Source organism: Coleofasciculus sp. B1-GNL1-01, assembly GCF_040220235.1.
GTDB lineage: Bacteria > Cyanobacteriota > Cyanobacteriia > Cyanobacteriales > Coleofasciculaceae > Coleofasciculus.
Genome location: NZ_JAVJTO010000069.1, coordinates 25,984 through 40,754 on the forward strand (window position 1 = coordinate 25,984; position 14,771 = coordinate 40,754).

18 protein-coding genes are annotated in these 14,771 nt (G+C 46.2%); 6 read left to right on the forward strand and 12 right to left on the reverse strand.

Translation table 11 applies throughout. The features are described from left to right. The first annotated feature begins 98 nt into the window (after window positions 1-98). On the forward strand, window positions 99-908 hold the full coding sequence (locus tag RID53_RS16705) for a hypothetical protein (protein WP_446389162.1): 810 nt from the start codon (window positions 99-101) through the stop codon (window positions 906-908). 154 nt (window positions 909-1,062) lie between these two features. Here RID53_RS16705 and RID53_RS16710 read toward each other — a convergent pair whose 3' ends face one another. Continuing rightward, window positions 1,063-2,220: a tetratricopeptide repeat protein gene (locus tag RID53_RS16710; RefSeq protein WP_446389163.1), complete on the reverse strand. Its 1,158-nt coding sequence runs from the start codon at window positions 2,218-2,220 to the stop codon at window positions 1,063-1,065. Window positions 2,221-2,459: 239 nt separating this feature from the next. Here RID53_RS16710 and RID53_RS16715 point away from each other — a divergent pair, with 239 nt between their 5' ends. Beyond that, window positions 2,460-4,001, forward strand: a complete 1,542-nt coding sequence (locus tag RID53_RS16715) for a DUF3084 domain-containing protein (RefSeq protein ID WP_446389164.1) — start codon at window positions 2,460-2,462, stop codon at window positions 3,999-4,001. A gap of 271 nt (window positions 4,002-4,272) precedes the next feature. Here the strand turns inward: RID53_RS16715 and RID53_RS16720 are convergent, their stop codons facing one another. From RID53_RS16720 to RID53_RS16750, 7 genes are all read right to left on the reverse strand, one after another. Continuing rightward, window positions 4,273-4,902, reverse strand: coding sequence for a pentapeptide repeat-containing protein (locus tag RID53_RS16720; protein WP_446389165.1), 630 nt, complete (start codon window positions 4,900-4,902; stop codon window positions 4,273-4,275). A gap of 195 nt (window positions 4,903-5,097) precedes the next feature. After that, entirely contained in the window at window positions 5,098-6,390 is a 1,293-nt protein-coding gene (locus RID53_RS16725; RefSeq protein ID WP_446389191.1) for a recombinase family protein, read from the reverse strand. Window positions 6,391-6,561: 171 nt separating this feature from the next. Continuing rightward, complete coding sequence (locus tag RID53_RS16730) at window positions 6,562-6,924, reverse strand: VOC family protein (RefSeq protein ID WP_446389166.1); 363 nt, start codon at window positions 6,922-6,924, stop codon at window positions 6,562-6,564. 343 nt (window positions 6,925-7,267) lie between these two features. After that, window positions 7,268-7,513: a helix-turn-helix transcriptional regulator gene (locus RID53_RS16735; protein WP_446389167.1), complete on the reverse strand. Its 246-nt coding sequence runs from the start codon at window positions 7,511-7,513 to the stop codon at window positions 7,268-7,270. 39 nt (window positions 7,514-7,552) lie between these two features. After that, window positions 7,553-7,798 (reverse strand): helix-turn-helix domain-containing protein, encoded by a 246-nt coding sequence (locus RID53_RS16740; RefSeq protein WP_446389168.1) that lies wholly within the window; start codon window positions 7,796-7,798, stop codon window positions 7,553-7,555. Beyond that, complete coding sequence (locus RID53_RS16745; RefSeq protein WP_446389169.1) at window positions 7,791-8,045, reverse strand: helix-turn-helix transcriptional regulator; 255 nt, start codon at window positions 8,043-8,045, stop codon at window positions 7,791-7,793. Before RID53_RS16745 ends, RID53_RS16740 begins: the two co-directional genes overlap by 8 nt. A gap of 249 nt (window positions 8,046-8,294) precedes the next feature. Next, window positions 8,295-8,519 carry a helix-turn-helix transcriptional regulator gene (locus RID53_RS16750; RefSeq protein WP_446389170.1) on the reverse strand — a complete coding sequence of 75 codons (225 nt, stop codon included), beginning with the start codon at window positions 8,517-8,519 and terminating at the stop codon, window positions 8,295-8,297. Between the two features lie 362 nt (window positions 8,520-8,881). Between RID53_RS16750 and RID53_RS16755 the strand changes: the two genes are divergently transcribed. The 4 genes from RID53_RS16755 (at window position 8,882) to RID53_RS16770 (ending at window position 11,883) form a co-directional block, all read left to right on the forward strand. Continuing rightward, on the forward strand, window positions 8,882-9,187 hold the full coding sequence (locus RID53_RS16755) for a hypothetical protein (protein WP_446389171.1): 306 nt from the start codon (window positions 8,882-8,884) through the stop codon (window positions 9,185-9,187). Then, window positions 9,184-9,306, forward strand: a complete 123-nt coding sequence (locus RID53_RS16760; protein WP_446389172.1) for a hypothetical protein — start codon at window positions 9,184-9,186, stop codon at window positions 9,304-9,306. The genes RID53_RS16755 and RID53_RS16760 overlap by 4 nt, the downstream gene beginning before the upstream one ends. A 313-nt stretch (window positions 9,307-9,619) precedes the next feature. Further along, on the forward strand, window positions 9,620-9,994 hold the full coding sequence (locus tag RID53_RS16765) for a hypothetical protein (protein WP_446389173.1): 375 nt from the start codon (window positions 9,620-9,622) through the stop codon (window positions 9,992-9,994). Window positions 9,995-10,410: 416 nt separating this feature from the next. Beyond that, window positions 10,411-11,883, forward strand: a complete 1,473-nt coding sequence (locus tag RID53_RS16770) for an aldehyde dehydrogenase family protein (protein WP_446389174.1) — start codon at window positions 10,411-10,413, stop codon at window positions 11,881-11,883. A 74-nt stretch (window positions 11,884-11,957) separates the two neighbouring features. Here the strand turns inward: RID53_RS16770 and RID53_RS16775 are convergent, their stop codons facing one another. The 4 genes from RID53_RS16775 to RID53_RS16790 all read right to left on the reverse strand — a co-directional run bounded on the left by RID53_RS16775 (window position 11,958) and on the right by RID53_RS16790 (window position 14,762). After that, window positions 11,958-12,233, reverse strand: a complete 276-nt coding sequence (locus tag RID53_RS16775) for a hypothetical protein (RefSeq protein ID WP_446389175.1) — start codon at window positions 12,231-12,233, stop codon at window positions 11,958-11,960. Between the two features lie 3 nt (window positions 12,234-12,236). Beyond that, window positions 12,237-12,761, reverse strand: coding sequence for a GIY-YIG nuclease family protein (locus RID53_RS16780; RefSeq protein WP_446389176.1), 525 nt, complete (start codon window positions 12,759-12,761; stop codon window positions 12,237-12,239). Then, window positions 12,748-13,323: a Uma2 family endonuclease gene (locus RID53_RS16785; RefSeq protein ID WP_446389177.1), complete on the reverse strand. Its 576-nt coding sequence runs from the start codon at window positions 13,321-13,323 to the stop codon at window positions 12,748-12,750. The genes RID53_RS16780 and RID53_RS16785 overlap by 14 nt, the downstream gene beginning before the upstream one ends. Before the next feature lie 143 nt (window positions 13,324-13,466). Next, window positions 13,467-14,762 carry a protein kinase domain-containing protein gene (locus tag RID53_RS16790; protein ID WP_446389178.1) on the reverse strand — a complete coding sequence of 432 codons (1,296 nt, stop codon included), beginning with the start codon at window positions 14,760-14,762 and terminating at the stop codon, window positions 13,467-13,469. Between the last annotated feature and the right edge of the window lie 9 nt (window positions 14,763-14,771).

The window sequence follows — 14,771 nt, forward strand, 5'->3', positions numbered from 1 at the left end:
TGGTCAAATCTATTCCACAATTGTAGCTGTGTCAGTCCAATACAGTGCGATAGATACTCCGAATGAATAAATCAGCCCTAATCTGAAGTGTCACAACAATGATACGGCTTCCACATCAAAATTTACCTAAAACGGCTCAAAACCAATTAAATGTATGGCAAAACGAAATTAACGGTATAGAAAATTACGCCAAAAGAGTTGATCAGGGAAAAAAAGCATTTGCCAGACGTAACAAATCAAAAAACCCCACCTTTCGCCAAGTGCGTCAAACTTTAACTCAAATGTGTTGTGGCGCTCGTCGCTGTGGTTATTGTGAAGATTCTGTCGCTGATGAAGTGGAGCATATTAAACCCAAGGATCTATATCCTGAAGCTGTTTTTGTCTGGGAAAATTATTTATATGCTTGCGGTCAATGTAATGGCGGCAAAAATAATAAGTATGCTGTTTTTTCGGATAAAACGGGTCAACTGAGGGAAGTTGCGCGAAGACGGGGCGCTCCGGTGGTGGAGCCAGAACAGGGAGAGCCAGTCCTTATCGATCCGCGAAAGGAAGATCCGATGGATTTTCTGGAAATTGACTTAATTGATACCTTCTATTTTTTGCCCAGATATTCTCTAGATTCAAAAGATTATCAACGAGCAGACTATACGATTGAGGTATTACGCTTAAATGACCGAGACTATCTAGTCGAAGCCAGAAAAGAAGCATTTTACAACTATCGGGCAAGATTGGGTGAATATATTAAGAAAAAGGAAACAGACACCCTTTCAGATCAACTCAAGCCTATGATTACAGCATTACAAAGAATGCAACATCCCACAATTTGGAAAGAAATGCAGCGTCAGCAACAGTTTCTCTCAGAGTTGAAAGAGTTATTTGATTTAGCGCCAGAAGCACTCACTTGGTAGAAATGAAAAAGGTTAATGCTGCTTGCAAAATAACTACAGGTATAATAAACTTATTACACAGTATGGCATGATACAAAGGCTATTGGACAAAGGGCAAAAAACAAAGGGCAAATGACAAATGACAAATGCCCCTGTATTTGTTGTCAGCAATTGATTATCCGATCGCGTCTTGGGGTTGCTGCTGTACCAGTTCCTGCAATTTGTCCCGATGTTCCTTCGCCTCTGTATTGTTCGGGTTAATACGTAGGGCTTCATCAAAGGATGCGATCGCGTCATGATACCGTTCCAGCAGGGCGAGGGCGATTCCCCGGTTATACCAGCCCACCTCACTATCAGAATCAAGTTCTAACATCCGATCATAAGAGTTCAAGGCGTCTGCGTAGCGATCTAAACGGAGTAAAGCATTCCCTCGCTTAAACCAGCCACCCACATCATCAGGTATCAGTTGCACTACTCGGTCATAAGTGGCAAAAATTTCCCAATCATCCCCGTCTAAGTTTTCGAGAATAATGCCCTTGTTATACCAAGCATTAGCATTCTCTGGATTAATTAATAACACCCGTTCAAAAGCTTTGAGAGCAGTATTATTTTGCTCCATTTCAAGCAACGCCAGACCGCGCATGAACCAACCTGGCTCACTATTTGGATTAATGCGGACGACTTCGGCAAATGACGTTTCTGCTTCTGGATAACGTTCTAATTCAACCAGGATATAACCGCGATTGAACCACGCCCGTTCGTAGTCTGGATCGATGCGAACAGCTTGATTATAAGCCTCTAATGCCTCTTGATCACGTTCCAGCCGTCCCAGGGTAATTCCCCGATGGAACCAAGCCCAATCACTGTTAGGATTTACTTTCAAGGCTTGATCATAAGCAGCGAGCGCATCTTCAGGTTTGCCTGTATCATCTAAAGCCATACCTAAGCCAACCCAAGCCCCAACTAAACTGGGATCAAATTCCGTGGCTTGAGTGAACGCTGTAACGGCTTCTGGATACTTCTCCAAGCCATATAGAGCAAACCCGCGACCCATCCAAGCATCAGCGCTCTCCCCATTGATTCCAATGGCTTTGTCATAAGCTTTAACGGCTTCAGCATAGTTTCCGGCTTTGATTAAAGACATTCCTTTATTGAGCCAGTTGACCAACTCTCTAGATGGGGTTTGAGCAATCTGAGGATTTTCCAGTTCCAGCATATAAGGATTTGGTGTACCCTCTGGACTGTACCGTAGAGTCGCTAGGGCAGAGGTTGAGGTGGAGACACTTGCTAAGAGGGTTAAAACGGCTGTCAGTCCAATGTGCTTGAGTTGCATGGTAGATATCCTTGATATATCGCTTTCAATGGCATCTATCTCTGAGGGGTAGATACCTTATGCACAATCTGAGCAAAGATGCGGGGGTGCGGGGGTGCAGAGGTGCAGAGGTGCAGGGGAGATAAGGAATAATTTCTCCAATCCCAACGAACCATGAACCATCAACCATGAACCCCAAAAAAATATATAATCCGCCTCAGCCATAAGATAGGCTGTATCTGGACAGACGTAGCATCGTGATGACCAGCGCTTACATCCTGATTGTGGCAATATTACTGTTGGGAGGAGTCCTCGCAACTTTAGGCGATCGCATTGGTACGAAAGTTGGCAAGGCGCGGCTGAGTTTATTTAACTTACGTCCTCGTAAAACGGCGACGGTGGTCACGATTATGACCGGATGTTTGATTTCTGCCTCAACTTTGGGTATTCTCTTCGGTCTGAGTGAATCCCTGCGGGAAGGGGTGTTTCAACTGGATAACATTCTGCGACAACTTAGACATGCGCGTCGGGATGTGGAAGTTGTTAATGCCCAGAAACAACAAGTAGAGGGCGAACTGGCTAAAACTAGAGCCGAGCAAGCCAAAGTGCAACAGCGTCTGGATGAACTGAACAGCAATTTCCAGAAGGCTCAAGCTCAACTGCGAGATATCTCAAAACAGGCAAGTAATCTACGTTCAGAAATTCAGTTACTCTTGGCTGAACGTGGGCAGTTAATTGAGCAACGGAATCAACTGAGGACAGACATTAGCCAGCTTAAAGAGTTAGTGGCTCAACGGGATCAGGAACTGGAGGAAACCAGCCAGCAACTGGCGCTAAAAAACCAGCAACTTGAGCAGAGAAATCAACAACTGAGGGAAAAAGAGCAGGAACTCGCCCAAAAAGATAACGTGATTGAAACCATGGCTGAACGGGAAGCCCGTCTCCAGGAAGCGATCGCCCAACGGGAAGCCCGTCTTCAAGAACTGCAAGCCGAACTCAAAGAGGCGATCGCCCAACGGGAAGTTCGCTTGGCTCAACTGGAAGAGGAACTTGCCCAACGGGAACTCCTCATCGCCCAACGCACCCAACAACTCCAAGAGCAAGAACAACAACTGGCGTTTTTAGAACGGCAAGTCGATATTCTGGAGCAGTATTATCAAAACTATCAAGCCCTGCGTCAGGGCAATGTGGCAATTTTGCGCGGTCAAGTGCTGGCATTTGGCGTGGTGCGTATTGTTGAACCGTCAGCCGCATCTGAGGCGGTTGATCAACTTTTACGGGAAGCCAATCGAACCGCCACGGAAATTATTTTGCCCGGATCTGAGGAACCGCAGGAACCCCTGATTCAAATTACTCAAGCCCAAGCCGAACAGTTAATCGAGCAAATTCAAGATGGTCGAGATTATGTGGTGCGAATTCTCTCCGCCGGAAACTATGTGGTTGGCGAAAAACCGATTCAAGCCTTTGCTGATGCAGCGCTTAATCAAATGGTGTTTGACGCAGGGGAAGTGTTAGCCGCTGTTTCTATCGATGCTTCAACCTTGACGAATAAGGCACTGCAACAGCGCATTGATCAGTTACTCGCCGCCTCTCAGTTTCGCGCCCGTCGCGCTGGAGTCCTCGGTCCGATTCAAGTTGCAGATGGTGATCCGTCTACCCTGATTCGCTTTATAGAACAGTTAGCCGAATCTGAGCAACCTCTGGCGGTGAGAGCGATCGCCCAAGACCAAACCTCTACAGCAGGACCGTTGAAAATGCAGTTAGTCGCCATTCAGAATGGACAAATCGTTTTTAGCACTTAAGCACCCTTACTGTTCCCTGTTACGAGTTCCCTAATCTCAACCGTTAACTTTAATGAAAGTCCACCTACTTAGGGCTTGCTGCACAAAGCCAAAACCGCAAAACCCATCAATACTTTGAGCTTTATTGACAGAGGGTTTGATTCAAGGAAATCGGGTAGCATCCTTCATAAGTATGGCATCACCTTGCTCAGGACAAATGTACCCTTGCTTCCCCAGCTTCCCCCGCTTCCCCCGCTCTCCCTCACCACAACACTTATTCAGCAGACCTTACTTATTGATGCATCTTACCATCTGGCAAAACAGCGCCTGTGAGTACGGCGGCTTTAAAGTTAGCCCCCATAACAATTGCCCCTCGCAGATCAGCAACCATCAAAATTGCCTTGGATACATCAGCGCGAATCAAACAAGCTTGACTAAGATCAGCACCCCTCATATCCGCCCCTTGTAGGATTGCCCCAATTAAATCCGCATTCTTTAAGCTTGCCCAATGTAAAATAGCTTGGTGCAGCATCGCGCCATGTAAATCCGCTTGATAAAGACAGGCTTGGGCAAGATTGGCAAACATCAAGCTAGCTTCCCGCAGGTGCGCTTCTGTCAAATTAGCCCGTTTTAAGTTACATTCAATCAACGTGGCTCTGACTAACTCAGCCGCCGTTAAATTGGCATCGTTGAGTTCAGCTTTGCTTAAATTAGCGACACTTAAGTTGGCTTGACTCAGATTGGCTTCGCTCAGGTTTGATCCTTTTAAACTAGCACCACTAAGATTAGCACCGCTCAAGTCGCTGCGCCTCAGATTCGCCCCATTGAGAATTGCTTCAGTCAGATAGGCTCCCCGGAGTTCAACTCCCTCAAAATCTCGCTCTCCGGCAGCATAACCCTTTAGCAATTCAGCAGCATCCATAAAAATTCCCAGGTCTTAGCCTCTCGCTAACGTCCTAATTCATCAGTGATTTGAGGCAGTTGCACCTGGTTGGGATGGGATTATCCTTGATTTACCTAGTATGAATAGAATAATCAGGATAACTTACATGAGTCACGATATGCACCCAAGCTAGATATCATACTCTATTCGGACTCCTGTATGATACCGTTTTTGTCAAAAGATAAAAATCAGTTGAAGCCGCCACTCTTTACCTTGGCGAATGAGTTTGACTTGCCGAATAAATTCTCGAAAGTAAAATCGGCGCTCAGATTCCGATAAATCTGACCAGAATTGGGGAATGGATACGGTTTGCGCGATCGCGCCTAAATTCACCGGGGGTAGAGAGTCAAGCTGTGCCTGGAGTTGAGACTGTTCAGTGCGAAGCTTATAGGCGCGAAGCTGGGCGGTTTCAGTATCCAGAACACCTGTGGCGGTTAAGTGGTTAAGCTGGTCTAATACCCCTTTTTGCTCAGCAATTTTGCTCTTGAGAGATTGCTTGACCTCATCCAAGTTGGGTAGGTTCATTCCGGCTACGGCACGGGGTAACTCTTGACAAATGGTTTGAATTGTGGAATCTAAAACCTGCTGGTAGGGAATCGCACGACATTTAGGGCGCTTGGGACAGTTAACTGGACGCAGATAAACATATTCCCAGGTTTGACGGGGGCGAGTGACACTGGTAACACTCATCTGAGATTGACACTCACCACAGACGACTAAACCCGCTAAGGAACGGGGGGCGCTGGCGGTTCGAGACGGGAGGCGACGGTTGCGACGCAGCAGACGGTCAATTTGGGCGGCTTCTTCGCGGTTGAGAATCGGGCTATGGGTGTCACAGATAACTTCTCCGTTGCGATAGGCGAGATCACCCCGATAGACGGGGCTGGTTAGCCAACGTTTCCCCGTTGCTACAGAGATTTTTTTACTATACTTTTTTTCCAGATACCGTACCGCACCGCGTAAGGAGCCGTACAGCAGAAACTGGTCAAAAAAATCCTTGACTAAGGGCGCGGTACTGCGATCCAGGATATAGCGGTCTTTGCCCCGTCGGTAGCCGTAGGGGGCTTTTCCCGGTGGGGGTAAGGCGTTGAGGCGATTACGGGCATGTCCTTGACGCAGGCGGCGAGAACTGGCTTCTTGCTGAACTTCACTGAGGAGTTCGAGTAAGTTGGTTTGGGAGTTGGGGTCATGGGAGGAGTAGGATTGTTCAGTCGCCATGACAATAACGCCTAGGGCTTGAATTTGAGTGAGGCGATCGCTCACTTGGGTAATGGAGTCGCCCAGTTCTTCTAAACGGCGGATCAGCAGATAATCAGTCGGTTCAGTTTGACAATCAGCAATGAGCTGTCGCCACTGTTGACGCCCCCCCAAATCTTGATAGACGTGATCCACTTCCCACCCCCAGATAACTGGATCTGGAGGAGATTCTAAGAGGGGATCAGTGTAGAGGTAGGCGACGATTCGCATTTTTGACCCTTCACGTCTTTCGAGGGAACCTGGTGTTGCATTTTGACTGTGTAGGGGCGGGTTTAGGGATTTTCGTTTCACTATCGATGATCATGTTTGTTCAAAACCCGCCCTGACCGATCCTTAAGGAAACCGGGTTTTGAATAACGACGAATGACAAAGGATAAATAACTAAACTTGACTTAGTTCAATAATGTTACCATCGGGGTCTTGAGTGAACAAAGCCGCACGACCCGATGCACTCATTTGGATCGGGCAGTTATGTTCCAATAGCTTGGTTTTGGTGTCATCTAAGTTAGCCACTGAGAAGGCGACGTGAGGATTGCGCCCCCATTTTTCCGGGTTTTGCAGGTGAGTTGAGAGTGTAGTGTCAACGATGAGGTGGAGTTGAACATCGCCAATCTGATACCAGACACCTGGATATTTTAGCGATCGCTCGACTTTCGATAACCCTAAGATGTTGCCATAAAAGTGTTTGGCGTTCTCCAGATTCGAGACGAGAATAGCTGTATGGAGACATTGGGTAATTTGCATGGCGAGTTAGCTGTTGAATGGGATTCTAGCTTTCATCGAAAATTAGGGGTGGTAAGGGGGCGAATGGAAATCCCTTTCATTTATGTATGGGGAGGATCTTGCCCCCAAAAGCTAAAGGTCAGAATCGAGCTGAGTGCATCTCTAGTTTGTAGTCCATTTTAATGGACTTGAGCTTTTAGCCGGAAATTTATTTCCTGGCGTCCAAGTTGGTGGTAAGCTGTCATGCATTTAAATTGGGTATTAGTAGCGAGCAAGATGCTCGCACTACACCGCTTTCGCCATTATTGACATTAAAGTTTAAATGCCGAACAGCTTATTCCATTTAAGGAGCGTGCCATTCATCCTAAGCTTGCGATCGCGGTGGTGCTAAGTCATCAGGCAAATCATCAATCGTCCACTGCAATACTCGACAAAGTGCTTTTACTTGCGGCAAAGTCAGCTTGGCTTCCCTGTACCGTCCCGTTTCCCAGTTACTTACAGTTTGCACAGATACATTGACAGCTACAGCCACATCCCTTTGAGTCAAACCCAACTCATCTCTGCGGCTTTTGAGGGGTGATTCCTGCTCGATCTGTTGTTTTTTGATCATCTTTAATCACGATGCACCCTTTAACTCATCTGTTCATGGCTATAGTGTCTCATCTGGAACACCTGTGACATCAAGACCCATTGCCCCACAAACAGTCTGAAGCGAAACGCCTAACTCACGCGCTAGAGCAACCGCCCTGTCAATTCGTGGCAGCTTAATCCCATTTTCCCAGTCGTAAATTTGGCGTTCAGAAACTCCGATGCGCCTTCCTAGCTCAGAACGGGTCAGTTTAGCCGATTCTCTGATGCGTCTTAGTTCCGATTTTCCTTCGTTAAGATCACTCATTATCCGCCGATTGAGATTTAGGTATGCCAAACTCGTCTGGCATATCCTCCAAACTCCATTTCAGCAGCCGACACAGTGCTTTAACTTCACGGGGAGTCATCTTTGGCTCATATATGCCTGTTTCCCAGTTGCTGATGGTTTGGACTGTTTTTCCCAGAGCTAGTGCTATATCTCTCTGAGTTAAACCTAATTTCTCTCTTCGCTGTTTCAGGGAGGACTCCCGCTCTTGCTGTCTTTCTTCTTTCATGCTTTTCAAGAAAAGTTATATAAGCAAGCTTGACAAAACAATTTAAAGCATGCTTATATAAGATGGATGCGATCAAGGGCAGGTGATCGGGAAAGTCAATGTCTGACTTAGCCACTTTTAGACCTTATACTGCCCATTCCTCAGTGTCTTACATAATCGTTATTCCACTAATACTTTACCAGTGACCAGTGGTCGCTCACTCTGTTATGCCTTCTGTTTCAGCTTTCAATCACTCCCAGGCTCTAGACTCTAGGTGCTGTGCTTTATGGCGGCTATTAGCTCATCAAGCGTGCAGTTCAACACCTCCATCAACAGCTTCGTTTGCTCAAACGTCAGCTTAGGCTCAACCGAACCTTTTTCCCAAATGGAGATTGTCTTTTGTGTCACTCCGATGGCACTGGCAAGTTCCTGCTGAGTTAAGCCAGCTCTTTGCCGCAACTTCGTTAGCGTTAGTTGATCATTTTCTCTAGGCATTATACTTGACGGTATATTGTGACTCGCGATATACTCAGCGGTATAAGAAAGACACACAAAGGCGGGACATCAGAAAACCCATTGTTAGCCAGGACTTGTTGGTCTAGGCTTCAATGCCTGTTTTGATGCTTCTGCTTTCCTCCGTGTCTTATATTAAGCTGTCGCCAAACCAAGAACTAGCCAGCAACCGATGATTGCTAGCTTTGTCATGCCTTATCGGTGAATTGATGATCAAATAGCTTGTCATTTTTGCCTAGACAGCCTACAAGTCAGCTCCCTTCTGACTTAAGCCATTAGCCCGAAATTTATTTCAGGGCAAAGTTTCTCAATGTCAATCAAAGTCTCATCTTAACCAAATATCCATGAAAAAATCCCCAGCGACGGAAGCTCATCGCGTCGCCACAGACATTGCTGCCATAAAATCCGCCCTCCAACAACAGGGCTACACCACCCGCAAGCGACCCAAACAAGCCGCTTGGACAATTATTCTGCTCAATCAGCGCGGAACTGGCAGAAAACCCCAAGAGTGCTATCTGCTGACCTATCAGCCTGCCCCTGTCAGCACCTGGATACTCCACCCCCAAACCAACGAACCTCACCGCCAAACTCTCTTGACTCTGATTCACACGGCTTTAGCCAAACAACCTACAACGAGGAAAATCTCATGAGTTATAAGGATCAACTCAAACCCTGGTGCATCATTCATCGCCTTCCCAAACTGCAAAACACGATTATCCTGCGCTGTCGCCGTCGCAGTGATGCCGAAGCCTACCTGCGTATCTTTTAAGCCAATAATCCTACAGGTAGTTATCAAATTGTATTTGACGTCACCCCAGAAGCCACAGCAAATCAGCGCCTAATCCTGAAATCTTACCCCAACAGTTAATCATCAGATCCCCCAAACTCCCCATAACCCATGTTTGGAAGAAGGGCGGGTTTTGCCTTTGAAGTTATCGGTAGATACCAAAATTAAACGGCTCGCGCCCGCCCCTACAACTGACATGCCATGGCATATTTCTACCTATTGCGATCGCTAACTCTAGTTACTAGACCGATGTTTTAGGGGGATCGAAAACTTACAAACTCAACCAACTGGTATCATGACACCTTTATTTCGCCGCCTCCAACCTGCCCAGAAATTCCGCATCAGTCTCGCCACGATCGCTCAATTCCTAAAAATTCCTAAACACCTAATCGTGCGTGTGGAATCCTGGGCATATATCGTCTTTGTTCATCGCCGTGACAAAGGTGGACAATTCATCAGTTATCGCCAATTACGCCAGTGGTTCAACGCGATCGCCTGCCAAATTCAACACTGCACCACCTGCCAACAACTGCGGCAATTGTGGCTTTTAATTGAGAGCGATCGCAAACGGCATCATAAACAATACAATCACCAGCATATCTCCTGGTTATGCAATCTCTGGACACAGCACTGGCAAAGGCTTGGGTATGAACAACCGATGATCTCCTAACCTGGAGACGCTTGCATCGCGATATCCTTGGATTTGCATCCATCTGGGAACCTGCGATCGCGGATTCTGTTCATCTCCTCAAGATTTTCCTACATAAAAGTTAATTTTCATGAAAGTGATTACATCTATTTTTTTTACATAATTAAAACTTGAACCTTACACGATAAAGCAGACTTCAACTAAAAAAACTATGGAGTCTAGATGATCAGGCGATCACAGCTTCTTGGATTACAAACAACGGCTTATTTTACATAAATTAATAATAGTTAATCTATAACTTTAGATAGATAAAACTGGATCGCTATGTTTCTAAGGTTGTAGGACAAGTGAATGGAGGTGGTCATAGATAGTTGGCAGAAACTAATGCATGACCACACTCCTATTGCTTTTTGCAGTAAGAACGCAAGGAGAATTTAATGGTAACTGCCACAGCACCAGAACAAAAGGTGAAAATCGGTCCGACTCAGTTGTTAATTAACAACGAATGGGTGGAAAGCGCCACGGGTCGCCGATTTGAGACGATCAATCCCGCCACAGGAGAAGTGATCTGTGATGTGGCTGAAGCAGACGCCCCCGATGTAGATAGGGCGGTGCAAGCAGCGCGGGCAGCATTTGAGAGTGGAGAATGGCGCACTATGTCCGCCAGTAGTCGGGGACGATTACTCTATAAACTGGCAGATTTAATTGAACAAAACAAAGAAGAACTGGCACGGTTAGAAAGCCTTGATAACGGTAAACCCCTAGGTGAGTCGATGAATGGTGACTTACCGTTAACCATTGCTTGCTACCGCTATTATGCAGGTTGGGCAGATAAAATTGAGGGCAAAACCATCCCGATTAATGGTCCTTACTTCTGCTATACGAGACACGAACCCGTGGGAGTCGTGGGTCAAATTATTCCCTGGAACTTCCCCTTGTTAATGCAAGCCTGGAAACTAGCACCCGCATTGGCGGCTGGCAATACGGTAATTCTGAAAGTAGCAGAACAGACACCCTTAACCGCATTGCGAGTCGGCGAACTGATTCTGGAAGCGGGTTTCCCACCGGGCGTAGTGAATATTCTACCTGGCTATGGACCCACCGCTGGGGGTGCGATCGCGTCTCATCCTGATATCAATAAATTAGCCTTTACGGGTTCAACTGAAGTGGGACGTTTGGTGATGGAACAAGCCGCCAAAACCAACCTCAAGCGCGTCACCTTAGAATTAGGCGGTAAGAGTCCCAATATTGTCTTTGCTGACGCTGATATGGATGCGGCGATTGAAGGTGCCCACCACGGTCTATTTTTCAACCAAGGTCAATGTTGTAATGCGGGTTCACGAGTATTCGTAGAAGAAAAATGCTACGACGAGTTTGTGGCTAAATGTGTAGAACGGGCGAAACAGCGCACTGTCGGTGATCCCTTTGACGCCAATACCAAACAAGGACCCCAAGTGGATCAGGCTCAATTTGATAAAATCATGAGCTACATTGAAGCCGGACAGCGAGAAGGGGCAAAGATGCTGTGTGGCGGAAATCGAATTGGCGATCGCGGTTTCTTTGTCGAACCGACTGTCTTTGCTGATGTGGATAATTCCATGAAGATTGCCCAAGAGGAAATCTTTGGTCCGGTGATGAGCATTATTAAATTTAAAGACATCGATGAAGCGATTCGTCTAGGAAACACCACCATGTACGGACTAGCCGCAGGAGTGTGGACAAAAGACATAGCCAAAGCCCACGCGATCGCTCATAATGTGCGTGCAGGTACAGTTTGGGTGAATTGCTACCACGTCTTTGACGCAGCTGCACCCTTTGGTGGATTTAAACAGTCTGGCATAGGTCGCGAATTAGGTGAATATTGTTTAGAGAATTACACTGAAGTGAAAACCGTAACCGTGCAACTGTAGGCGACAATATCATCCAAGCGGGATGGGGGAGTTGTGAGTTCATTAAAAAGTCACAACTTCCCTGGGAGTAGGAATTACTCAGGCAACTCTGGAACTGTCAGCCCATTTTTACGAATCACAGCTTCTAAGATGGCGATTCGTTCTCTCATCATACTGGGCGTATCAGTACGACAATCAGCAAATCCGGCACAATCGAGATCAAGAAACATTGCGATCGCCATCTCCAAAACACCTTCCACTGGGTACTCAATTTCAGCCGAGTACGCTAAGAGAGCGTCCCTGATAGGAACAGGAAGTGCCTCGATAAACGCTTGTGCGGCTCGTGGAGATAGGTGTTCTGTTAACTGCATAACTTAATCCTGACTCTGCCTGATACGACTGTTATAGCGTGGTTTAGCAACCTGAAGCATCAAGGCTTCAAGATCTAACGCTCGTAACCGTTGGTTATAGGTTAAAGTGACAACTGCAATCCTCACATCATCAGGATCTAGGCGGTCTAGGTAAGCATAATACAGCGCCTTGTGGCCACCCATGAAGCGGTTGCGAACATTCAGCGCCTTACCGATGTACAAAATTCCCTCTTCTTTGTGCTTGACTGCATACAAACCAGGGCGGGAGGGTAAAACATCAAATTCTTTTCTCAGTGGGAAACATTCCTCAAAAGGCATAGAGATCAAAATCTCAAGAATTCTCAGGGCTTCAGTTCTGATTGCATCATGGGTCATTGATTGAGTTTCGGCACTTTGCTTAAATCTAGCTATGATGCTCTTTTTCGTGCGGTTTGGCAAGAGGCTGAGTCGGTGTAGCTTATTCAGATTAAGACAAAAGCCGAGGGGCGTTGAGATGCGATCGCGTCCCCTAATCTTAAGCGATCGCACTCATAAACTCCCTGATTGCCTGAACATGATTGGGCATCATAATGCACCGAGTCAATAACGCCATATCGAGTCCGGAAAGAAGTTCAGAGCGAGAAATCTGTTCATATTCTTGCTCTCGTAGCGCATACAAAGACAGTTTATCCTTTTCCCAGAACCAGACTTCAGGAATTCTTAAACGTTTGTAGGCTTTGAGCTTGTCAATACCACCACTGGTAATAACAATCTCAATCGCTAAATCTGGCTGGTTTCGGTTAGTCCCTAATTCGTAAGACTTATCTGCTTCCCGTCTCACTTTACCGATTTCACTTTCTAGCGTTAAAGATTCTGTGGGCGTAAAATCAATTCCCACAGCCATCATATACGCTTCTACCAAGGCACCAATACGTCCTTTTGTCGTTTCATGTTTTCTTCCAGGCATTTTTTGAATCTCCAGCACCCCATCCAAAAATGATAGCCGAACACCTGGAACATCGAGCATTGGTTCTAAAGTTTTAAACTGCTCCCAGGTCAACCCTGGAAACAACAACGGTTCATATAGTTTCTCTTCTACAGTTATTGTCATAGGTAAACTCTTTTACTGATTCCAATTATCTTTTTCAATGTCTTGAAATGTGGTCATAATGAATGAGAATGGTCGGGGCGCACCGACGTGCGCCCTTTACCAATGTGCGCCCGGAAAACTGGTTGGGTGAGGTTACGCCAATTCTATCGCGTAAAATCATCAGGTATAATCGCACCTCGGAGATCTGTACTCTTAAGCTTAGTTCCTGTCAGCGTTGCCGCCGTTAAGTCAGCGTTTTTTAGATAAGCGCCCTTAAGATCCGCATCAATCAAATTCGCCTCTCTCAAATTGGCATTCTCTAAATTAGCACTTTGCAAATTTGCCCCTTGGAGGTTAGCTTCACTCAAATTAGCCTCTCTTAAGTCAACGGTTCTTAGATTCATTTCCCTCAAATCAGCGCCACTCAAATCACATCCAGCACATTCACCCGTTTGCTGCAATTGCTGGATTTCAGCTTGAGGATTTCCTAACTGCACAGGATTGGTGATTCGAGACGCGATCGCGAAACCTGTACCCATCACCGCCAATATCCCAACTTTCAACACCAACATCGGCGTAATCCCAGACTGGAGTCGCTGAAACTGATCCGAGGTTGGCGAATTTCCCACCCCATCAATCGCTAACAATTCCGCCAGCGCCGTCGCTGCATTGGGGAAGCGATCGCGCAATTTAGGTGCGACCATTTTATCCAGCCAGGTGATAAACTGAGGATTCAAACCCGATACCAGGGATTTATAGTTAATTCGACAATCTTCATCCATTAAATTGCCAATATCAGCCGATTTAGTCTGAGTCAGTAAACAAATCAACGTTACCCCTAAACCATATAAATCAGACGCTTCCGTGAGTTGACGATTAAACATCTGTTCCGGTGGCATAAATCCTAATGTCCCCTTCACCACACTACTCGCCGCCAAATCATCCCCAAACGCACGCGCTAAACCAAAATCCACTAAATACACTTTAATCTGGGGGGAACGTTCAACTAAAATATTTTCCGGCTTAATATCTCGATGGATAATCGGCGGAACTTGCTGTTGTAAGTAAACCAACACCTCCAAGAGTGCGATCGCAATTTGTTTAACCTCCTCTGGGGTAAACGATTGGGGAATGGCTAAAGAGGGGGCTTGTTTGTATTCCTGAATTAAGCAAAAGCCATCCGGCGTTTCAAATGCATCCAAGTATTTAGGAATACTAGGAGAATCCAGTTGTTGCAGCAGTGTAATTTCCCGTTCATGGGCGTCAAAATCTGACCAATTTGCACCCGTTTTGGCAAATTGAAATTGTTTAATCACCACAGGTTTTTCGGTGGACTGATGAGTAGCTAAATACGTTACCCGTCCACTACTGCGGTTGTGTCCCAGTTCCCGCTGAATCTGATAGCCTTGCTGGGAAAATTCTGGGTAGTTATTATTTGAGTTTTGAATACTAGAATTCATGGCACTATC